This window comes from Bradyrhizobium zhengyangense (assembly GCF_022012555.1).
GTDB classification, from domain to species: Bacteria; Pseudomonadota; Alphaproteobacteria; order Rhizobiales; family Xanthobacteraceae; genus Bradyrhizobium; species Bradyrhizobium zhengyangense.
On sequence record NZ_JAKLTZ010000004.1, the window covers coordinates 667,458 to 684,618 of the forward strand.

Below are 17,161 nucleotides of genomic sequence, written 5' to 3' on the forward strand. Positions count from 1 at the left end.
CGGGCTCTGCGTGGGCATCTGGTCGGGCAAGACGGAGCTGAGTGCTGTCGCAGACGTTTCGTTCCGGGCCTATTCAGGCCAGGTCGTGGCGCTCGTAGGCGAAAGCGGCGCGGGCAAGAGCATCACCGCGATGTCGCTCACCCATCTACTGCCAATGCCACCGATCAAGATCACGGCCGGCGAAATACGCCTCTCCGGCCGTGATATGCAGACGCAGTCACCAAAACAGATCAGGGACATCCGAGGCAACGAGGTCGGCATCGTTTTCCAGGAGCCGATGACAGCGCTGAACCCAAGCCTGCGCATCTGGCGCCAGATCGCCGAGCCGCTGGTGCGTCATCGCCGGATGTCCTGGAGCGCCGCCAAAGCGCAGGCGATCTACCTTCTCAAGAAGGTCCGCATCCCGGATGCAGAGACCAAAGCCGAGGCCTATCCTCACCAGCTCAGTGGGGGTATGCGCCAGCGTGTCATGGTTGCTATCGCGATCTCCTGCGAGCCAAGACTCATCATCGCGGACGAGCCGACGACAGCACTCGACGTCACCGTGCAGGCGCAGATTTTGACGCTTCTCACTGACCTTACCCGCGGATTGGGCGGGGCGCTGCTTCTCATCACGCACGATCTCGGCGTCGTGGCGCGCTACGCCGACTGGGTCAACGTGATGTATGCCGGCCGCATCGTCGAGACAGCGGCGGCCGACGACCTCTATCGCGATGGGCGCCATCCTTATACGCACGCCCTCCTCGCCTCCGTGCCCAAGATCGTCGGTCCGATCGCTCATCGGCTCGAGTCGATCGCTGGGCAGCCACCCGCCCCCTCCGACGGAACCGGGGGCTGCGCCTTCGCACCGCGCTGCCCACGTCGGACCGAACGGTGCGACGAACGCCCTCCGCTTAGCGGCGACGAACGCACACGGAACGGCCATCTGTTCGCGTGCTGGAATCCGCTATGAACGACGTAGCAACGAATATTCTCGAGGTCTCGGACCTGTGCGTCGACTATGCAAGCACAACCTCTTTCGGCGTAACGGGCGCCCCCTCCGTTCGAGCTGTCAAGGGCATATCCCTCACACTCCAGCGCGGCGAAACTCTCTCGCTCGTCGGCGAAAGCGGTTGCGGCAAATCCACCACGGCCATGGCCATACTACAACTGACGCCGCCGAGCGGCGGCCGGGTCGTGTTCGACGGACGCGATATCACGGGCTTCAGTCATCGCCAGATGCGACCGCTAAGGCGTGAGATGCAGATCATCTACCAGGATCCGTTCGGGTCGCTAAATCCCCGCATGACAATCGCCGACCTGATCGCCGAACCGATGGCGATTCAGGGCGTCGGCAGATCGGGCCACGAGCGCCGCGCGAAGGCTGCCGAACTCCTAGATACGGTCGGAATGGGTACTCGCTTCCTCGACCGCTATCCGCACCAACTCAGCGGCGGCCAGCGTCAGCGGGTCGCCATCGCGCGCGCCCTGTCACTGCGTCCGAAACTGCTCATCTGTGATGAGCCGGTCTCAGCTCTCGACGTCTCAGTGCAGGCCCAGGTTCTGAACTTGTTTTCCGACCTCAAGGAGCAGTTCGGCTTGTCCTATCTGTTCATCTCGCACGACCTCGGCGTCGTCCGACACATGAGCGATCGGGTCGCAGTGATGTATCTCGGACGCATCGTCGAGATCGCGACGCGCGACGACCTCTACGGCGAACCGCTCCATCCCTACACGCGCATTCTTCTCGATGCGGTAGCGGTGCCGGACCCGCAAATCGAGCGCGCCCGCGATCACGTGCTCCTTCAGGGCGAGGTGCCGAGCGTCGCCACCCCCCCGCCCGGCTGTCCATTTCACCCTCGCTGTCAGTCCGCCATGCCGGTCTGCAGCCGCGAAATTCCGCCGCTGCGGTTGCACGGCAATCGGCAGATCGCCTGCCATCTGTATGATGAGACAGCAGCCAATAAGGCAATCGAAGCCGCGATGGACGGAAATGGCAATCCAAACTAGGACGTCAGAGCGGTCGCTTGTCCGCACCTAGCCCAAGCACCCCTTTAGGACGTCAGGCAACGGGCCGCCCATCGCCCAATCGACCAACTCCACCGTGTGGACGACTGGAATGCGTGTTCCAGCACCAATCTGCGTTATGCAGCCGAGATTTCCACTCGCAATGATTTGCGGTTTGACCTTCTCAATGTTGGTGACCTTTCGTGCGCGCAGTCGATTGGCGATCTCAGGCTGCAGTACGTTGTATGTTCCGGCGGAGCCGCAACATATGTGGCCTTCCGGTACTTCTCTCACTACAAACCCCATTCGCCTCAAAAGTGACTTCGGCTGATCTCTAACCTGCTGTCCATGCTGCATCGAGCATGCCGAATGGTAAGCCACGACCTGGCCGGTAGTCCGAACACCGTCTTGAAGCGGTAATTCATGCAAGAATTCTGTGATGTCCCGCGCTAGAGCCGAGATCCGTACGGCTTTCTGAGCGTAGGCGTTATCGTTGCGAAGTAGGAAGCCATAATCTTTAATGACCGTTCCGCAACCGGACGTCGTAACCACGATGGCGTCGAGGCCGCCGTTCTCGATTTCGCGTGTCCATACATCCACGTTGTGTCGAGCCGCATCCAGCGCCCGACTTTCGTATCCCAAGTGCTGCACGAGAGCTCCGCAGCACCCTTCGTCGATCGGTTGAACTACTTCGATACCGTGACGCGTCAACAACCGGATTGCAGCCTCGTTGATGTTCTGGCCGAGGACCTGCTGGGCACATCCGCTCAGAAGCGCAACCCGACCGCGCGGCCTATCGACGGTCGCGCCCGGTAACCTTCGGGTCGGCCTTCTTCGCTTGAATGACGACGAAAGTTCAATCATCGCGGCGAGTTGCGCGCCGCCGGGAAGATTGGCGAGCCACTTTCTGATCGGCCTGCTCACGGTAGCCACGCGTAAAGCCAACCTAAGTCGGCCCGGAAACGGCAGCACCTTCGCCAACATGCCTCGAAGCAACCGATCAGGCAGAGGACGCGTATAGGTTCGGGCGATATGGGCTCGCGCGTGATCGACCAGGTGCATGTAGTGCACGCCGGACGGACAGGTCGTCATGCAGGAAAGACACGTCAGACATCGATCGATATGCTCGACGACCTGAGGGGTCGCCGGCTTTTCCTCCTCCAACATGTCCTTGATCAGATAGATGCGCCCGCGCGGACTGTCCGCTTCGTCACCAAGAAGCAGATATGTCGGGCATGTCGCAGTACAAAAGCCGCAATGCACACAGGCACGGAGGATTTTTTCTGACTCGCTTACATGTGCATCGGCCAAGGCCGTCAGCGAGAAGTTTGTTTGCATACCAGTCCGCCTCGCCTCAGATACCGGCGTACATCCTGCCGAAATTTAGAACGCGGTCAGGATCGAAAGATTTCTTGATTTCCTGCGTCAACTTGAGCACCGCAGGAGGAAGCGGCTCGAACACATCGATCCTGCGGCGAATCTCCGATGAAGCCCGTACGAGTGTGGCGTGCCCACCGGTATTGACCATAGCTTCCCGAACGACCGACGCTCCCGCATCGTCAGCGCCCACGACCGCGAGCCACACGAGACCACCGCCCCAGTCGTAGAAATACCGCACGCCGAGTTTTCGCCGGATGTCAGCAAGAGCACGCGGCGCTTTGGAGGGGGCCAAGGACAACCGCCAAATGGAACGATCCATTGGCTGAGCCAGCCAGTGCGCGTCGCGGATGCGCAACCAAAAGTTTGCGCTTTCATCCCCTTCGATCAGGTCGGGCAGCCCAAAGGAGCACCAGAGCCTGGCAAGTTCGCGGGATCCGTAGGCTACCGAGCCCTCGGACCCCTCTAGTCGAACGATCGTAGTCGAGTCCGACCCAATACTCGCCGGGATATGCGCCGCCGCCGAGACCGCGAAAGTCGACCCGAGCGCTGCGGTTAGCGCCGAAATCGCTGTCATGTCGTCCAAGCCGCGCAATCCCAGCGATAGGGAACGCGCCGGCTTCGGCAACACCTTGAAGATGGCTTCGCTCAAAACGCCGAGCGTGCCCCACGCACCGCAGGTCAGCTTGACCAAATCGAGCCCGGTGACATTCTTCATCACGCGCCCGCCGGATTTCACGATGTCTCCGCGGCCCGTGACCAAGCGAACGCCGATCAGGCTGTCGCGACAAGCTCCGACCGCGACACGACGCGGACCCGAAACATTCCCGGCGACAATACCTCCGATTGTCGGCTCTGCGCTCGTCCCGAACAACACACGATGATCCATCGGCTCGAACGGAAGCATCTGGTTGTGCTTGGCGAGCATCCGATCGATTTCGGAAACCGGCGTTCCAGGCAAAGCACCGATGACGAGCTCTGTCGGCTCATAAAGTGAAACTCCGCGCATGCGCTCGGTCGTTAGAGGCATAGCGTATCCACCCAGCGGTCGGCCCATCGCCGACTTGGAGCCGGCGCCGCGCACGACGAGAGGCATCTTTGCTGTAGCCGCATCCTTGATGGCAGACGACAGTCCGCACTCGTCGCGCGGCTTATAGCAATCGGTCATCACACTCCCGTCACCCTAACCTTGACATCGAAAATCGAGGGGAAACACCTTATCCGTATTGAGCAGCCATCGCGGATCGAACGCGGCGCGCACCCGAATCTGTTGAGCCAGATCGGCATCGTCAAACTGGCAGCGCATTAGATCACGCTTCTCGATACCGACACCGTGCTCGCCCGTCAGGCACCCACCAACTTCAACGCAGAGCCTGAGAATGTCATCTCCCGCTGCTTCCGCCTTCGACTGCTGCGACGGATCGTTCGCGTTGTAGAGGATGAGCGGATGCATGTTGCCGTCACCGGCATGGAAAACATTCGCGACACGCAATCCGTGTCGCTGTACGATCTTGGAGATCTCCGCCAAAACGTACGACAGCTTGCCGGTCGGCACCGTGCCGTCCATGCACAAATAGTCAGCGACTCGCCCGGTCGCACCGAAAGCCGACTTCCGCCCCTTCCAGATTGCCGCCGTCTCAATTGCCGACCTGCTCTCGCGCACTGTCGTCGCACCATTCGCACGAGCGATGGCGGTGATGTCCGCCAGCGTCGCGTCCATCTCGGCGTCGGACCCTTCGACCTCTACAATCAGAAGGGCCTCGACATCGAGCGGATAGCCGGCCTTGGCGAAGGCCTCGCAGATCTCGATGGCGGCCTTGTCCATGTATTCGATGGCTACGGGAATGATACCGGCGGCAATGACGTCCGCAACCGCCTTGCCCGCTCCCTCGCAAGACGGGAAACCGAACAGAACCGGGCGCGCTCCCTCGGCCGATTTCAGAATTCGGAGGGTCGCTTCGGTCACTATCCCGAGCTGCCCCTCGGAGCCGACGACCAGGCCCAGCAGATCGAGTCCAGCGCTATCGAGATAGTCACCGCCGAGATCGATGATCGATCCATCGATCAGTACCATCCTTACGCCGAGGAGGTTATTGGTCGTGACTCCATACTTCAGGCAATGCGCGCCTCCGGAGTTGTTGGCAATGTTGCCTCCGATCGTGCAGGCAAGTTGAGAGGAAGGGTCTGGCGCATAGAAGAAGCCGTTCTCCGCCACCACCGCCGTTACGCTCAAATTTGTGACTCCCGCTTCGACGCGGATGAAGCGGTCATCGTAGTTGACCGCGAGCACCCGATTCATCTTTGAAAGTCCGAGAACGACGGCGTCTTCACTCGGAATTGCCCCGCCGGCGAGAGACGTACCTGCGCCGCGCGGCACGACCTTGACGCCGGTGTCGTGACAGTATTTCAAAACGGCACTCACCTCTTCGGTCGTCTTCGGTAGGACGACGGCGAGCGGCATCTTGCGATAGGCCGTCAACGCATCTGTCTCATAAGCCCGACACTCGTCCGTCGACGTTATTAGCCCAGCGGGGTCAACAAGGCGGGTTAGATCGTTTATGATTGAATCTCGGCGCGCGAGGATTTCTCGATTTGGTTCGGTGAACCTAATTTTGCTCATCGTATCCTCGTCATCGGATATTTTTCCGATGGGTCAGTCGCGGCCTGATGCAATCGACATAAGCCCGACGCATCCACCATCGAGCTTCTATTGCACTAACGCCACGACCCTCTCAGGGTGGCCCGACCAGCGCCAACCAAGCGTCGGCCGCGATAGCCCTAGCATCATTCCGCCAAGGGCCGGAGGATGAAGCCAGAGTTGCTCCGGATCTCGACCGCTCCGCTTCTCCTCGCGCGGATCCAGCGTGTGTCCCACGTCGTCCGCCTTCGCCGATCTTTCGATGCGACCGATCTCTCGGCTTTCGGCATACGCCATATAGAAAGACGAGCCTTGGCGGGCGTGATACCTGCCGAGCGTCTTGGTGAAGTCCGTCGGCGTGATGACTTCAAATCGGTCGAGGCGATCAGGCGCGAAGAGAGTGAGGACGCCCGTATAGCCAAAGAGCTCCGAGGTAATCGTCACGAAATTCCGTGTATCAAGACGAAAGACTTCGGCGAAGCGCGTTACCGCGGCTGCCTGGTCGGCCGCGAGCAAAGTCACCTCATAAAGGAAATCAATCCCGCCGGTCGGCTCCACCGTACGCGGGGGAGAGATTACGAAATGGACCGGCTTCCCCTCGATTTCGAACCGGAGAAAATCCTGGCCATTTTCGTGCTGATGCTCAACTCCGACCGACGTGGCATGATGCACCAGTGCACGCGGGTCGAGTGAGGTCGCGCCGGCGCCGAATAGATGAGATCGCCCGCGTCTTGCCAGTTCGTCCGCGACAACGCCGTTGCCTTCCGGCTCCAACAACTCAATCTCGCCGGTCCCGGCACGCAATGTCACTCGTTTGGCGCCCAATCCCCGGACCCGATCCGCAGAGACTTGTTCCGCCCCCAATCGGCGACGCCACATCTCCGCGGCACTTTTGGCATCCGGCGTCGCGATCTGAACGCGGTCGATGGTCAACAACACTTCGCTAACTCGCTTTAGGCGTTGGATCTTTGGGCCCTAGAGTCTGGCGCGGCGAAGGACCGTCGCGAGGTTTGACCTGCGCGACGCATGCTCCGCGACGGCGTATCAGCATTGCCGATCGCGCATGCTAACCGTGCATCTGGGTCAGGAACTTAGTGTTGAGATACGCGTCCATCGCTTCTGTACCACCTTCCGAACCGTATCCGGAGTCCTTGATTCCTCCGAAGGGAGTCTCCGGTAAGGCAAGGCCTTGGTGGTTGATCGACACCATTCCACTCTCCACGATCGAGCCGAGCGCGCCGATCGTCGCCGCTGACTTCGTATACGCATATGCAGCAAGGCCATAAGGGAGCCGATTCGCTTCGACCATGGCATCCTCGAATGTCGAGAACGACGCGATTGGCACAACAGGGCCGAATGGCTCCTCGTTCATAATGCGCGAGTCCAGAGGCACGTCCGTCAGAACCGTCGGTTGAAAGAAGAAGCCATCGTTGCGCAGGCGCCTTCCACCTGTCCGGATGCGCGCGCCGCGCTGAACGGCGTCCGAGACCAGCGCGTCCATCGCCTCGACTCGACGGAGATTAGCTAGTGGTCCCATTTGGGTCGCTTCGTCGAGGCCGTCCCCGACGACGAGAGCTTTGGCAGCAGCGGTGAATTGTTCAACGAAGTCGTCGTAGACCCGTTCATGGACCATGAACCGGGTCGGAGAAACACAAACCTGGCCGGCATTCCTGAACTTTGCCGCGGACAGCAATTTTGCCGCTTGTTTGACATCTGCGTCCTCGAAGACTAGCGCAGGCGCATGTCCACCTAGCTCCATCGTAACGCGCTTCATGTGACTTCCAGCGAGAGCCGCAAGCCGCTTCCCGACTGGCGTCGAACCCGTGAACGAAATCTTGCGAATGACAGGGTGGGCAATCAAGTATTCCGATATGTCGGACGGCACACCGAAAACGAGATTGAGGACACCGGAGGGCAAGCCGGCATCGACATAAGCATTGACCAGAGCTGCACAACTTGCCGGCGTTTCTTCGGGTCCCTTCAGAATCACGGAGCACCCGGCCGCCATCGCAGCTGATATCTTTCTGACGGCTTGGTTGATCGGAAAATTCCACGGCGTGAAGGCGGCGACAGGCCCAACTGGCTCGCGGATCACGACCTGCTGTACGGCGCCGGAACGTGACGGAATGGTCCGACCGTAGGATCGACGCGCCTCCTCCGCGAACCAGTCGATGATGTCTGCGCCGAGCAACACCTCCATCTTCGCCTCGCCCAGCGGCTTGCCTTGCTCGAGCGTCATGATACGCGCGATTGAGGCGGCTCGCTCGCGGAGCTTTTCGGCAGCCCCACGCATCAATTTGTATCGCTCGAAGGAAGACGTCCTCCGCCACAATTCGAACCCGCGCACGGCCGATTCAAGTGCGTCGTCGAGATCGGGGATAGACGCGTGCGCAACTGTTCCGATCAATTTTCCCGTCGCCGGATTCAGGATGGGCTCGACCTTTCCGCTCGTTCCATCGCGCCAGGATCCATCGATGAACAACTTTGTATCGGGGTACATCTGCTCGCGACTTGTCACCATTTCCGTCCGTCCGGTCTATAATTCGTTAAACTGAGGTAGCCGCTGACAGCGACTCCTCGGCGCGCTTTTTCAAGTCGTGCTTTCTAATCTTCCCGTTCGGGGCTACCGGAAGTTGCGGCAAGACAATGATCTGCTGCGGCTTCTTGTATGGTGCGAGCTGCCGCTCCACGAGCGCGAGCAGTTCGGCCACTTCGATGGTGCTTCCAGGGGTCGGCTCAACGAAAGCGATGATTTCCTCGTTGCCCTCGATTGATCGCCCGACTACCGCGGAATTGAGAACCGCCGGATGAGAATTGAGGACAGCCTCGATTTCGGGCGGATAGACGTTGAAGCCGGACCTGATAATTAGCTCCTTCGACCGGCCTTGGACCACCAGTTCGCCGCCCGGCGACCGGCTGACGATATCTCCGGTTTTCAAATATCCTTCGCGATCGATCGCCTCCGCGGTCATGTCCGGCTGACCATAATACCCCAACATCACGTTGGGCCCGCGAACGAGCAGTTCGCCCGCTTCGCCATCGGGTACTTCCCGCCCATCAGGTCCGACGATCTTGGTTTCGATTCCCGGGATTGGCGGTCCGATGTTGATTTCGTTGCTTCCCATGGCATACAGCGTCCGACTGATGGTCGGAGACGTCTCGGTCAGCCCGTAACCATTATGAAGCACCACGCCGAACACTCGCTCGACGCTCTGTCGCAGAGACAGATCGAGCGGTGCCGTTCCGGTATAGACATAACGAAGGTTATTGGGCGTGAGCTTGATATTGTTCTGATCGACGTAAGCGATGATCCGCGACAACATCGCAGGGACGGCATTGAAGGCGGTCAACGAACCATTCACGACGGCGTCGATTGCTTGCGTGAGAGAGAACCTCGGCATGATCCGCAGGTGTGCGCCGACAAACAACATACCTTGCAGCAACGTCAACCCGTACGAATGAGAGATCGGCATAACGCAAAGCGTGACGTCCTCGGGAAAGAGCGTGTTGGTTCTTTTGCCCCGGCCCGCCACGTAAGCGAGGTTGCGATGACTGAGCATCACTCCCTTCGGGCGACCGGTAGTCCCCGTCGTGTAGATGAGAACTGCAACCTGACGGGCGGGATCCTCATAGACCTCCTCGGGAACGGCGCTCGCCTCCAACTTACCGACCTTGATCGCTCCAATCCCCGTGAACGCTTCGGCTTCCGCGCCGCGCCGGCACGCCGCAGCATCTGCTTCCGCCGATATTCCATGCGTATAGAATACGCGTCTGGGCTTGCAATCACCCTCAATGGCGTCCAGTTCGTGCGGGCCGAGCCGTGCGCTCGTCATCACTGCCCATGCATCAAGCCGGCTCGCCGCATACATCAGGACGATGGCGCCGATTGAGTTCTCGCCCACCACCATGACCCGATCACCGGGACGGATCCCTAGACGCGCCAAGTCACCTGCAACGGCCTCGATCGTATCGATCAGTCTCCGATAGGACCAAACGATGCCCCGCTCGTCAGTAAGAGCCGGCCGGGATGCTCCTGCTTTGGCCCCCTCATCCACAATGAGGTGGATGCGTCGCGGCAGGCTAGTCAAATAATCCACTTCCATGGTGGGCCCAATCTTCTTCGCCAGAACTTCCGCATCCAGCTCCTCGACTACAAGCGGCTGCGGATGGCGAGGTTAGTCTGTTGCTGGATTTTCACCGATACTGGTAGGACCAGTTTGGTATGATCACAATCGTATTGTCAAGTGCGTTTTGAGCGGCGCCGCATAACGCGCGCGCCAACGGCCTGAATTTGCACAATCGATCGAAATTGAGCTTTCTAAGCCGCCGCGTCGCGCACGTAACGTGCAGTGCGGGTACGCATAGTCACCAGTTCCTCGGCGGAGGTCGGGTGCAGCGCCATAGTGGCGTCGAAGTCCGCCTTGGTAGCCTTCATCTTTACGGCAATGGCGATGACCTGAACCAATTCGGCCGCGTCCGATCCAACGATATGGCAACCCACGACGCGGTCGCTCCCCGCGTCAACCACCAGTTTCATCAACACCCGCGACTCGCTGCCGGACAGCGTCGCCTTCAACGGGCGGAACGCCGCCTTGTAGACATCAACGATAGCGAACTGCGCCCGCGCCTGCGCCTCGGTGAGGCCCACGGTGCCGACCTGGGGCTGCGTGAACACGGCGGTCGGAATATCGATGTGATCGACCTTGACCGCCCGCTTGCCGAAAACCGTATCGGCGAAAGCGTGGCCCTCACGGATCGCTACCGGCGTCAGATTGAAGCGATGGGTGACGTCGCCGACCGCATAGATATGTGGCACCGAGCTCTGCGAGGCTTCGTTGACGACGATGCCTCCGTTATCCGGGTTGATGGCGACGCCGGCTTTCTCCAGCCCGAGATTTGCGACGGCGGGGTGACGGCCGATGGCGAACATCACCTTGTCGGACGCGATGCTGGAGCCATTCGACAGGTGCGACGTGTACCAATCGTCGTGCTTCTCAATCCCGTCGACCGTGCAACCGGTCAGGATGGTAATGCCGTTCTTCTCCATCTCATCGCGGACATGGGCGCGGACGTCGTCGTCGAAGCCACGCAGGATGTTGTCGCCGCGATAGACCACAGTCACGAGGGAACCCAGGCCCGAGAAGATGCACGCAAACTCCAGCGCGATATAGCCACCGCCCTGGATCAGGATACGCTTCGGCAATTCGGGTAGATGAAATGCTTCGTTCGATGAGATGACATGCTCGATGCCGGGAATGGCCTTGCCGTGGTTCGGTGCGCCGCCCGTGGCGATCAGGATATACTTCGAGCGCACCCTCCTGCCGCCGTCGAGCACCAGCGTATGCGGGTCCTCGAACACGGCGCGCGACTTGATCACCTGCACGCCAGATTTCTCCACGTTGGTGGTGTAGGCCGCTTCCAGCCGGGCGATCTCCTTGTCTTTGTTGGCGATCAGGGTGGCCCAGTCGAACGTCGCCGGCGGAACGGTCCAGCCGAAGCCCGCGGCATCCGCGATGTCGTGGCTGAAATGCGAGGCGTAGGCGAATAGCTTCTTCGGTACGCACCCGCGAATGACGCAAGTGCCGCCCATCCGATATTCCTCGGCGATCATGACGCGGGCGCCATGGCCAGCGGCGATCCGCGCGGCGCGCACGCCGCCCGAGCCGCCACCTATGACAAACAGATCCGTCTCAAAGCTATCCATGCTGGGAAATCAATTCTTTAGGTGGATTTGGCGCGTTTCAGATGCTTCAATTTCCTCAACCTGATATCTACTGAAGCAGGGCGGATTCGACCGAGATCCTCAAGGTTCCTCCAAAGTACTGGTCGACCAATTTGGTCGGCCATGATTAGCTACCGAGGAAATCGAAATCAAGTGGTCGGCAGGACCAGGCAGGATATTTTAGATGACTGAGCGAAATCGAACCGACAAGCTTGAGGCTCCTTCGAACGCCATCGGAAAGATCCTTTCCTTCATCCGTGAGCGCCGCTATCAGCCCTCCGAACGGTTGCCATCAGAACGCGACTTTGCGGAAAAGTTCGACACCAGTCGCGGCGCGGTTCGAGAGGCTCTGGCCGCACTTGAAACCATGCGAGTGATAGAACGGCGCCCAAATTCTGGAATCTATCTGCGAAAGATCGAAGAGAGCAGCATCGATGCTCTAGTGCTTTATGCTGAATCCGGAGTTCCATTCGAGGCCAAGGAAATCGCCGACGTCATGGAGGTCCGGCGCATGCTCGAAGGGCAGGCGGTCAGGTTGGCCTGCACACGCAGGACCGCGGACAACATTCGCGAGATCACCGCCATACTTGAAGAGACCAACAAGCGCCTATCCAAAAAGCAAAGCATAGAGCGCGAGGACGAGGCGTTCCATCTTGCGATTTTTGCTGCAACCAAGAACGACATTTTGCTGCGCGTGGCGAGATCGTTCTACGAACTGTCCAGGCATCGACGGAAGGTCTACTTTGCCGACCAAAATCGAGGTCGACAATCTTATGAGGACCATTGCACCATCTTGGAAGCGATCGAAGAGCGGCGGGTAGGCCTAGCCGAACAACAGATGAACGCTCACCTCTCGCGAACAGTGGAGGCATGGCAATCGCTTCTAGGGGAAACCAAAGTCACAAAACGTTAGTCTTGCCGGGCACCCCGTCCGCCATCTCTACGCGAAATACCCACGGTCTAGCGCGAAGCACGAGGACGTGCTTCGCTCGAACAGTGCCTAACCTTTGAGCGCACCCGCCGTCAGCCCTGCGACGAAATATCGATAGCAGAACATAAAGATAACGAACAACGGCAGAGCAATAAGGGTTGCGCCGGCGAGTATCTCACCCCAACGCAGATCTTGCGCGCCAAGCATTGATGCCAAGCCCACGGGCAATGTCTTGCGATCATCACTCATGATGAGGATGAGCGCGAATACGTAGTCCGCCCAGGACAGCAAAAACGAGAAGATGCCGACCGTAATCAAGCCGGGGGCCGAAAGCGGAAGGACCACCTTGATGAAGGCGCCGAATTGGGAACAGCCGTCCACCATTGCCGCTTCCTCCAGATCGAACGGCATCGATTTGAAAAAGCCCCATAGCAGCCACACCGCCAGCGGCAGCGAAATCGCCAGGTGAGCGATTAGCAGGCCCCACAAGCTATCGGCTAAGCCAGCTATTCGGAACAAGGCGGACATCGGAATAACCAACATCAATGGCGGAAACATGTAGGCGAACAGCATGGACGCGACCAACGTCGTTTTGCCCCGAAACCGTAAACGCGTCGCTCCATAAGCAATGAATGATGACAGCGTCGTCGCCACGGCAATCGTAGCCATAGCCATCATGACGCTATTAACGAAATTCGCCGGATAGTTCGTAAGCTGCAAGAGTGACTTGTAAGAGCTTAGATCGGGTGGCCAGAAAACCAAGGATGAATCCAGAAATAGCTTTTCGGGCGACCTCAGACTGGAGAGGATCATCCAGTAGATCGGGAAGAAGGAATAGATGCAGATTAGCGCAACCGCGGCATACAAACCGACGCGGCCGGCAATCTGCTTCAGCGACTTGCCGTAATACCGCGTCGTTTTCCCGTGCGAGACTGAAGGTGTGGAGTCTGAGATTTCTCTTCCTGAGCCGCTAGAGCTATGCAACATCCGCACCGCTCGTGAACCAACGACGACAGCGGCAGCAGAGCGGGCTTGATTTTGAGTCGACATCGTCATCGTCCCTGCTTGGCCTCGTCGATCGGAAAAACCCTGAGGTAAATCAAGATAATGCTCGCCAACATCAAGAACGAGATGGTGGCGACAGCGGCCCCCCCTCCCAAGTCGAACTCGAGAAACGCTTTTCGGTAGGCCAACGTGGGAAGCGTCTCGGTTTCGTTGAGCGGTCCGCCCTTCGTTAGAAGCCAGATCACGTCGAACTTGTTGAACATCCAGATCCCTCTCAGGAGGATGACCACGATCAACACTGACCTCAATCCTGGCAGCGTGACATGCCAGAATTGCTTCATAACCCCTGCTCCATCGACCCGGGCCGCTTCATACAGTTGAGCCGGAATGGATTGAAGGCCGGCAAGAACACAGGTCACGACAAACGGCGTCCAGATCCAAACGCTAACAAGGACAATAGTCGCCTTCGCGCTCGTTGAATTACCTCCCCAATCGAACATCCCATATCCGAATGACGCGAAGACACTCTTGAGAAGGCCGTAGTTGGGATCAAGAATCCACTGCGTGATGAGGCAGGCGACGACCGTCGGAAGAAAATACGGCACGATTGACAGCGCCCGCACGACAGTCTGCCCCACAAACTGCCTATTGAGGACGAGCGCAATGGTGACGCCGAGAACGACTTGCAGCACGATCGCCGAGATGGCGATCGTGACACCGTTTAACAGCGAGCCCCAGAACAGCGGCTCACTAAGAACCTTCACGTAATTGCCAAGTCCCACCCACTGCGGCGGGTCGATGAACGACGCCGCTGTGTAGAAGGAGAGCTTTATCGAATAGAGGAGAGGTCCGCCAACAATTGTACCGAGTACCAGTACACCCCCGATGAACAAACCGATGATTCGCCAGTCCTGTCGCATAGCCTCGGGCCTCTATTCACCAGTTCCGATGCTCAGCCAATTTTTCGGATTCGATCGGCGGCGGCTTTCACGCAGTCGCTTGACGACATGTTCTTAAGAACCCGATTTTGCAGCATCTCCGGCATAATGTTCGCATCAAAGACCTTGCACGGTCGCAGATCAAACGACGGACCCGTCATATCTATTGAGTTAAGAACCGTCTTGCTGTCTTCATCAATGAACGACTTCATCTGCTCCATCGTCGCCCAATGCTTCTGAATCATCGGATGATTTTTCCACCGTGGATCTTCGTAAATGTCCAATCGCGCCGGTTGGAAATTCATCCAGGCGGAGTGCAGCCAGCGAATATAGTGCGCGTCAATAAACCATTGTAGAAACTTAAAGGCCGCCTCAGTCTGCTTAGTCTTGTAAAGAATAAAGCCATCGAAGGCGAAGGACAGTGCGTTCTGCTTACCAGCACTGTCTGGAGAAGCGAAAATACCATACTTGTTTGCGAGGTCCGGATTGCGAGCTTCCAGCGCCTCGACTACGCGGCCCGAATAGACGGTATGCGCAACCTTTCCCGTCGCGAAAAGACTCATCAGCTCAGCATAGCTGACCGTGTTCATGCCAGCCGGCATCGTTTTATAAAGATCGGCATATAGATCGAGAAAACGGCCGGTCGGTCCGGCATTCCCCGGCGCATCGAGAACGACGTTCCACTTGTCGTCATAAAACTTCGGCGCGTCTGCAAACAAGTTGCCGAAGCTCGCCCAGTTGGTGGCACTGTCACTCGCGAGCGGTATGACGCACCCCCCTCGCTCTATGTTGCCATCCTTCGCGACAGTCAGCGCCCGGCAATTCTCAAGGAACTCGGCCCATGTGTTGGGAACCTTCAGGCCCTTCTCCTGATACAGATCTTTTCTGTAGAAAACCGTCACCAAATTGTAGTCATAGGGATAGAACCAATTTTCTCCCTTATATGACCAGGTTCCCTGCTTCCCCCACGAATATTTTTTGACAAGATCCGTCAACGGCACGATGTGACCCGCCATCGCGTATTGCAAGATGTGCGCAATGTATCCCGCCGTGGCGATATCGTAAGGAGCGCCAGCATTGATGGCCGCCATCGACTTCGCATAACCACCACTAATCGGCGTCGAGTCGACGACGATTTTTACGCCGAACTTGCTCTCGTATTCATTGCACGCATCGCGCAAGGCCGATTGGCTCGCAGCAGTCGTTTCAGCGTTCAAAATGCGAAGCGTTACCCCGGACTGTGCGTTGACATAGGGCGCGGAAAGTGAGCCCGCGATGCCAGCCGCTGCACCAGCCGTCGTTTTGAGAAAACGCCGCCGATCGATGTCGCTCACGTTAGCCTTGGAACTCGGCGCGCCTAAGCTGAGCTTGTCCATGAAGTTCTCTCCCGTTGCCATTTTCGCCTTTCGTCGAGGTCCGCCTCAGTGTCTTGCCGCTCTCGCGCGAGAACAGGTGCAACTTCTCTTGAGACAAATTCACAAAAATTCGGTCGCCCGCCCTCAGCGCATCGTCCCGAGCAAATACCGCGCGGATTTTGTTGCCATCGATCTTACCCAGCACATAGGTTTGCGCGCCGATTTGCTCGACCAAGCCGACTACCAGCTCAAAAGCCGTGGAGGTTTCCGCGCGCTCGATGTGCTCGGGCCTAATGCCAAGCGTGACATCCCTTTCCGCTTCGGAGAATGACTGGGCAGGCAAGTTGACGCTCAAACCGCCGGAGCGCATTACGAGCGCGCCCCCGTCGCGCATCAACCCGCCATCAATCAGGTTCATCTCTGGAGACCCGATGAAAGTCGCCACGAAGGCGTTCGCGGGCCGATCATAAAGGTCAAGCGGACTGCCCGCCTGTTGGATGAATCCGTCACGCATGATCACGATACGATCGCCGAGCGTCATGGCCTCGACCTGATCGTGGGTAACAAATATCATCGTCGCGCCCAATCGGGCGTGTAGCGTCGCAATCTCTTCTCGCGTCCGGACCCGCAGCTTCGCATCAAGGTTCGAGAGGGGTTCGTCGAGGAGGAATACGTCGGGATCTCTGACTAACGCGCGACCAAGCGCTACGCGCTGCATCTGACCACCCGACAATTGGCGTGGCTTGCGCTCCAGCAGGGCCTCCAATCCGAGACTTGATGCCGCGCTGCGCACCCGACGATCGATCTCCTGCTGTGGCGTCCTACGGACCCGAAGGCCGAAGGCCATGTTTTCGAAGACCGTCTTCTGTGGATAGAGAGCGTAGTTCTGAAAAACCATCGCAATGTTGCGATCTTTCGGCGGAAGCGCGGTGACGTCCCTTCCGTCGATCAGAATCTTGCCGAATGTGACGTCATCTAGACCGGCGAGCATTCGCAACGTCGTGGACTTGCCGCAGCCGGACGGGCCGACGAACACGACCAGTTCGCCATCGGCAATATCCAACGAAAAGTCCTGAACGGCCCATGGCCCTCGATCTCCTCCAAAGGATTTCGCGACATTCTGGAGAGTTACTCGCGCCATACAGCCAGACCTTCACGTTCTTCCCGGTATTTTCATTAATTGGTTAAACCAATTTGGCAGGACCGTAT

14 protein-coding genes are annotated in these 17,161 nt (G+C 58.5%); 3 read left to right on the plus strand and 11 right to left on the minus strand.

Features of this window, described 5'->3' with window-relative positions:
• Positions 1 to 10 precede the first annotated feature (10 nt).
• A complete protein-coding gene (locus tag L6639_RS18700; RefSeq protein WP_237863167.1) occupies positions 11 to 952 on the plus strand; it encodes an ABC transporter ATP-binding protein in 942 nt (313 codons plus the stop codon).
• Positions 949 to 1,989, plus strand: a complete 1,041-nt coding sequence (locus L6639_RS18705; RefSeq protein WP_006018757.1) for an ABC transporter ATP-binding protein — start codon at positions 949 to 951, stop codon at positions 1,987 to 1,989. Before L6639_RS18700 ends, L6639_RS18705 begins: the two co-directional genes overlap by 4 nt.
• Positions 1,990 to 2,016: 27 nt before the next feature.
• Here L6639_RS18705 and glcF read toward each other — a convergent pair whose 3' ends face one another.
• From glcF to gor, 7 genes are all read right to left on the minus strand, one after another.
• Positions 2,017 to 3,324 carry a glycolate oxidase subunit GlcF gene (glcF, locus tag L6639_RS18710; protein WP_006018756.1) on the minus strand — a complete coding sequence of 436 codons (1,308 nt, stop codon included), beginning with the start codon at positions 3,322 to 3,324 and terminating at the stop codon, positions 2,017 to 2,019.
• Between the two features lie 16 nt (positions 3,325 to 3,340).
• Entirely contained in the window at positions 3,341 to 4,531 is a 1,191-nt protein-coding gene (gene glcE / locus L6639_RS18715; RefSeq protein WP_006018755.1) for a glycolate oxidase subunit GlcE, read from the minus strand.
• 15 nt (positions 4,532 to 4,546) lie between these two features.
• Complete coding sequence (locus L6639_RS18720; RefSeq protein ID WP_006018754.1) at positions 4,547 to 5,983, minus strand: FAD-linked oxidase C-terminal domain-containing protein; 1,437 nt, start codon at positions 5,981 to 5,983, stop codon at positions 4,547 to 4,549.
• Between the two features lie 87 nt (positions 5,984 to 6,070).
• Positions 6,071 to 6,940, minus strand: coding sequence for a VOC family protein (locus L6639_RS18725; RefSeq protein ID WP_006018753.1), 870 nt, complete (start codon positions 6,938 to 6,940; stop codon positions 6,071 to 6,073).
• A 127-nt stretch (positions 6,941 to 7,067) separates the two neighbouring features.
• A complete protein-coding gene (locus L6639_RS18730) occupies positions 7,068 to 8,522 on the minus strand; it encodes an NAD-dependent succinate-semialdehyde dehydrogenase (protein ID WP_006018752.1) in 1,455 nt (484 codons plus the stop codon).
• 25 nt (positions 8,523 to 8,547) lie between these two features.
• Positions 8,548 to 10,104, minus strand: a complete 1,557-nt coding sequence (locus tag L6639_RS18735; RefSeq protein ID WP_006018751.1) for a class I adenylate-forming enzyme family protein — start codon at positions 10,102 to 10,104, stop codon at positions 8,548 to 8,550.
• 215 nt (positions 10,105 to 10,319) lie between these two features.
• The gene (gene gor / locus L6639_RS18740) at positions 10,320 to 11,705 is read right to left on the minus strand and encodes a glutathione-disulfide reductase (RefSeq protein ID WP_006018750.1); all 1,386 of its coding nucleotides are present in this window, start codon (positions 11,703 to 11,705) and stop codon (positions 10,320 to 10,322) included.
• Between the two features lie 202 nt (positions 11,706 to 11,907).
• On the opposite strand from gor, the gene L6639_RS18745 reads away from it, so the two are divergent.
• A complete protein-coding gene (locus tag L6639_RS18745; RefSeq protein WP_006018749.1) occupies positions 11,908 to 12,636 on the plus strand; it encodes a FadR/GntR family transcriptional regulator in 729 nt (242 codons plus the stop codon).
• 87 nt (positions 12,637 to 12,723) lie between these two features.
• Here the strand turns inward: L6639_RS18745 and L6639_RS18750 are convergent, their stop codons facing one another.
• From L6639_RS18750 to L6639_RS18765, 4 genes are read right to left on the minus strand one after another with little or no spacing between them, the layout of a single operon-like run.
• On the minus strand, positions 12,724 to 13,710 hold the full coding sequence (locus tag L6639_RS18750; RefSeq protein WP_013500408.1) for a carbohydrate ABC transporter permease: 987 nt from the start codon (positions 13,708 to 13,710) through the stop codon (positions 12,724 to 12,726).
• Positions 13,707 to 14,579 carry a carbohydrate ABC transporter permease gene (locus L6639_RS18755; RefSeq protein WP_006018747.1) on the minus strand — a complete coding sequence of 291 codons (873 nt, stop codon included), beginning with the start codon at positions 14,577 to 14,579 and terminating at the stop codon, positions 13,707 to 13,709. Before L6639_RS18755 ends, L6639_RS18750 begins: the two co-directional genes overlap by 4 nt.
• 32 nt (positions 14,580 to 14,611) lie before the next feature.
• Complete coding sequence (locus tag L6639_RS18760) at positions 14,612 to 15,973, minus strand: ABC transporter substrate-binding protein (protein ID WP_006018746.1); 1,362 nt, start codon at positions 15,971 to 15,973, stop codon at positions 14,612 to 14,614.
• Positions 15,933 to 17,093: an ABC transporter ATP-binding protein gene (locus tag L6639_RS18765; protein ID WP_006018745.1), complete on the minus strand. Its 1,161-nt coding sequence runs from the start codon at positions 17,091 to 17,093 to the stop codon at positions 15,933 to 15,935. Before L6639_RS18765 ends, L6639_RS18760 begins: the two co-directional genes overlap by 41 nt.
• Between the last annotated feature and the right edge of the window lie 68 nt (positions 17,094 to 17,161).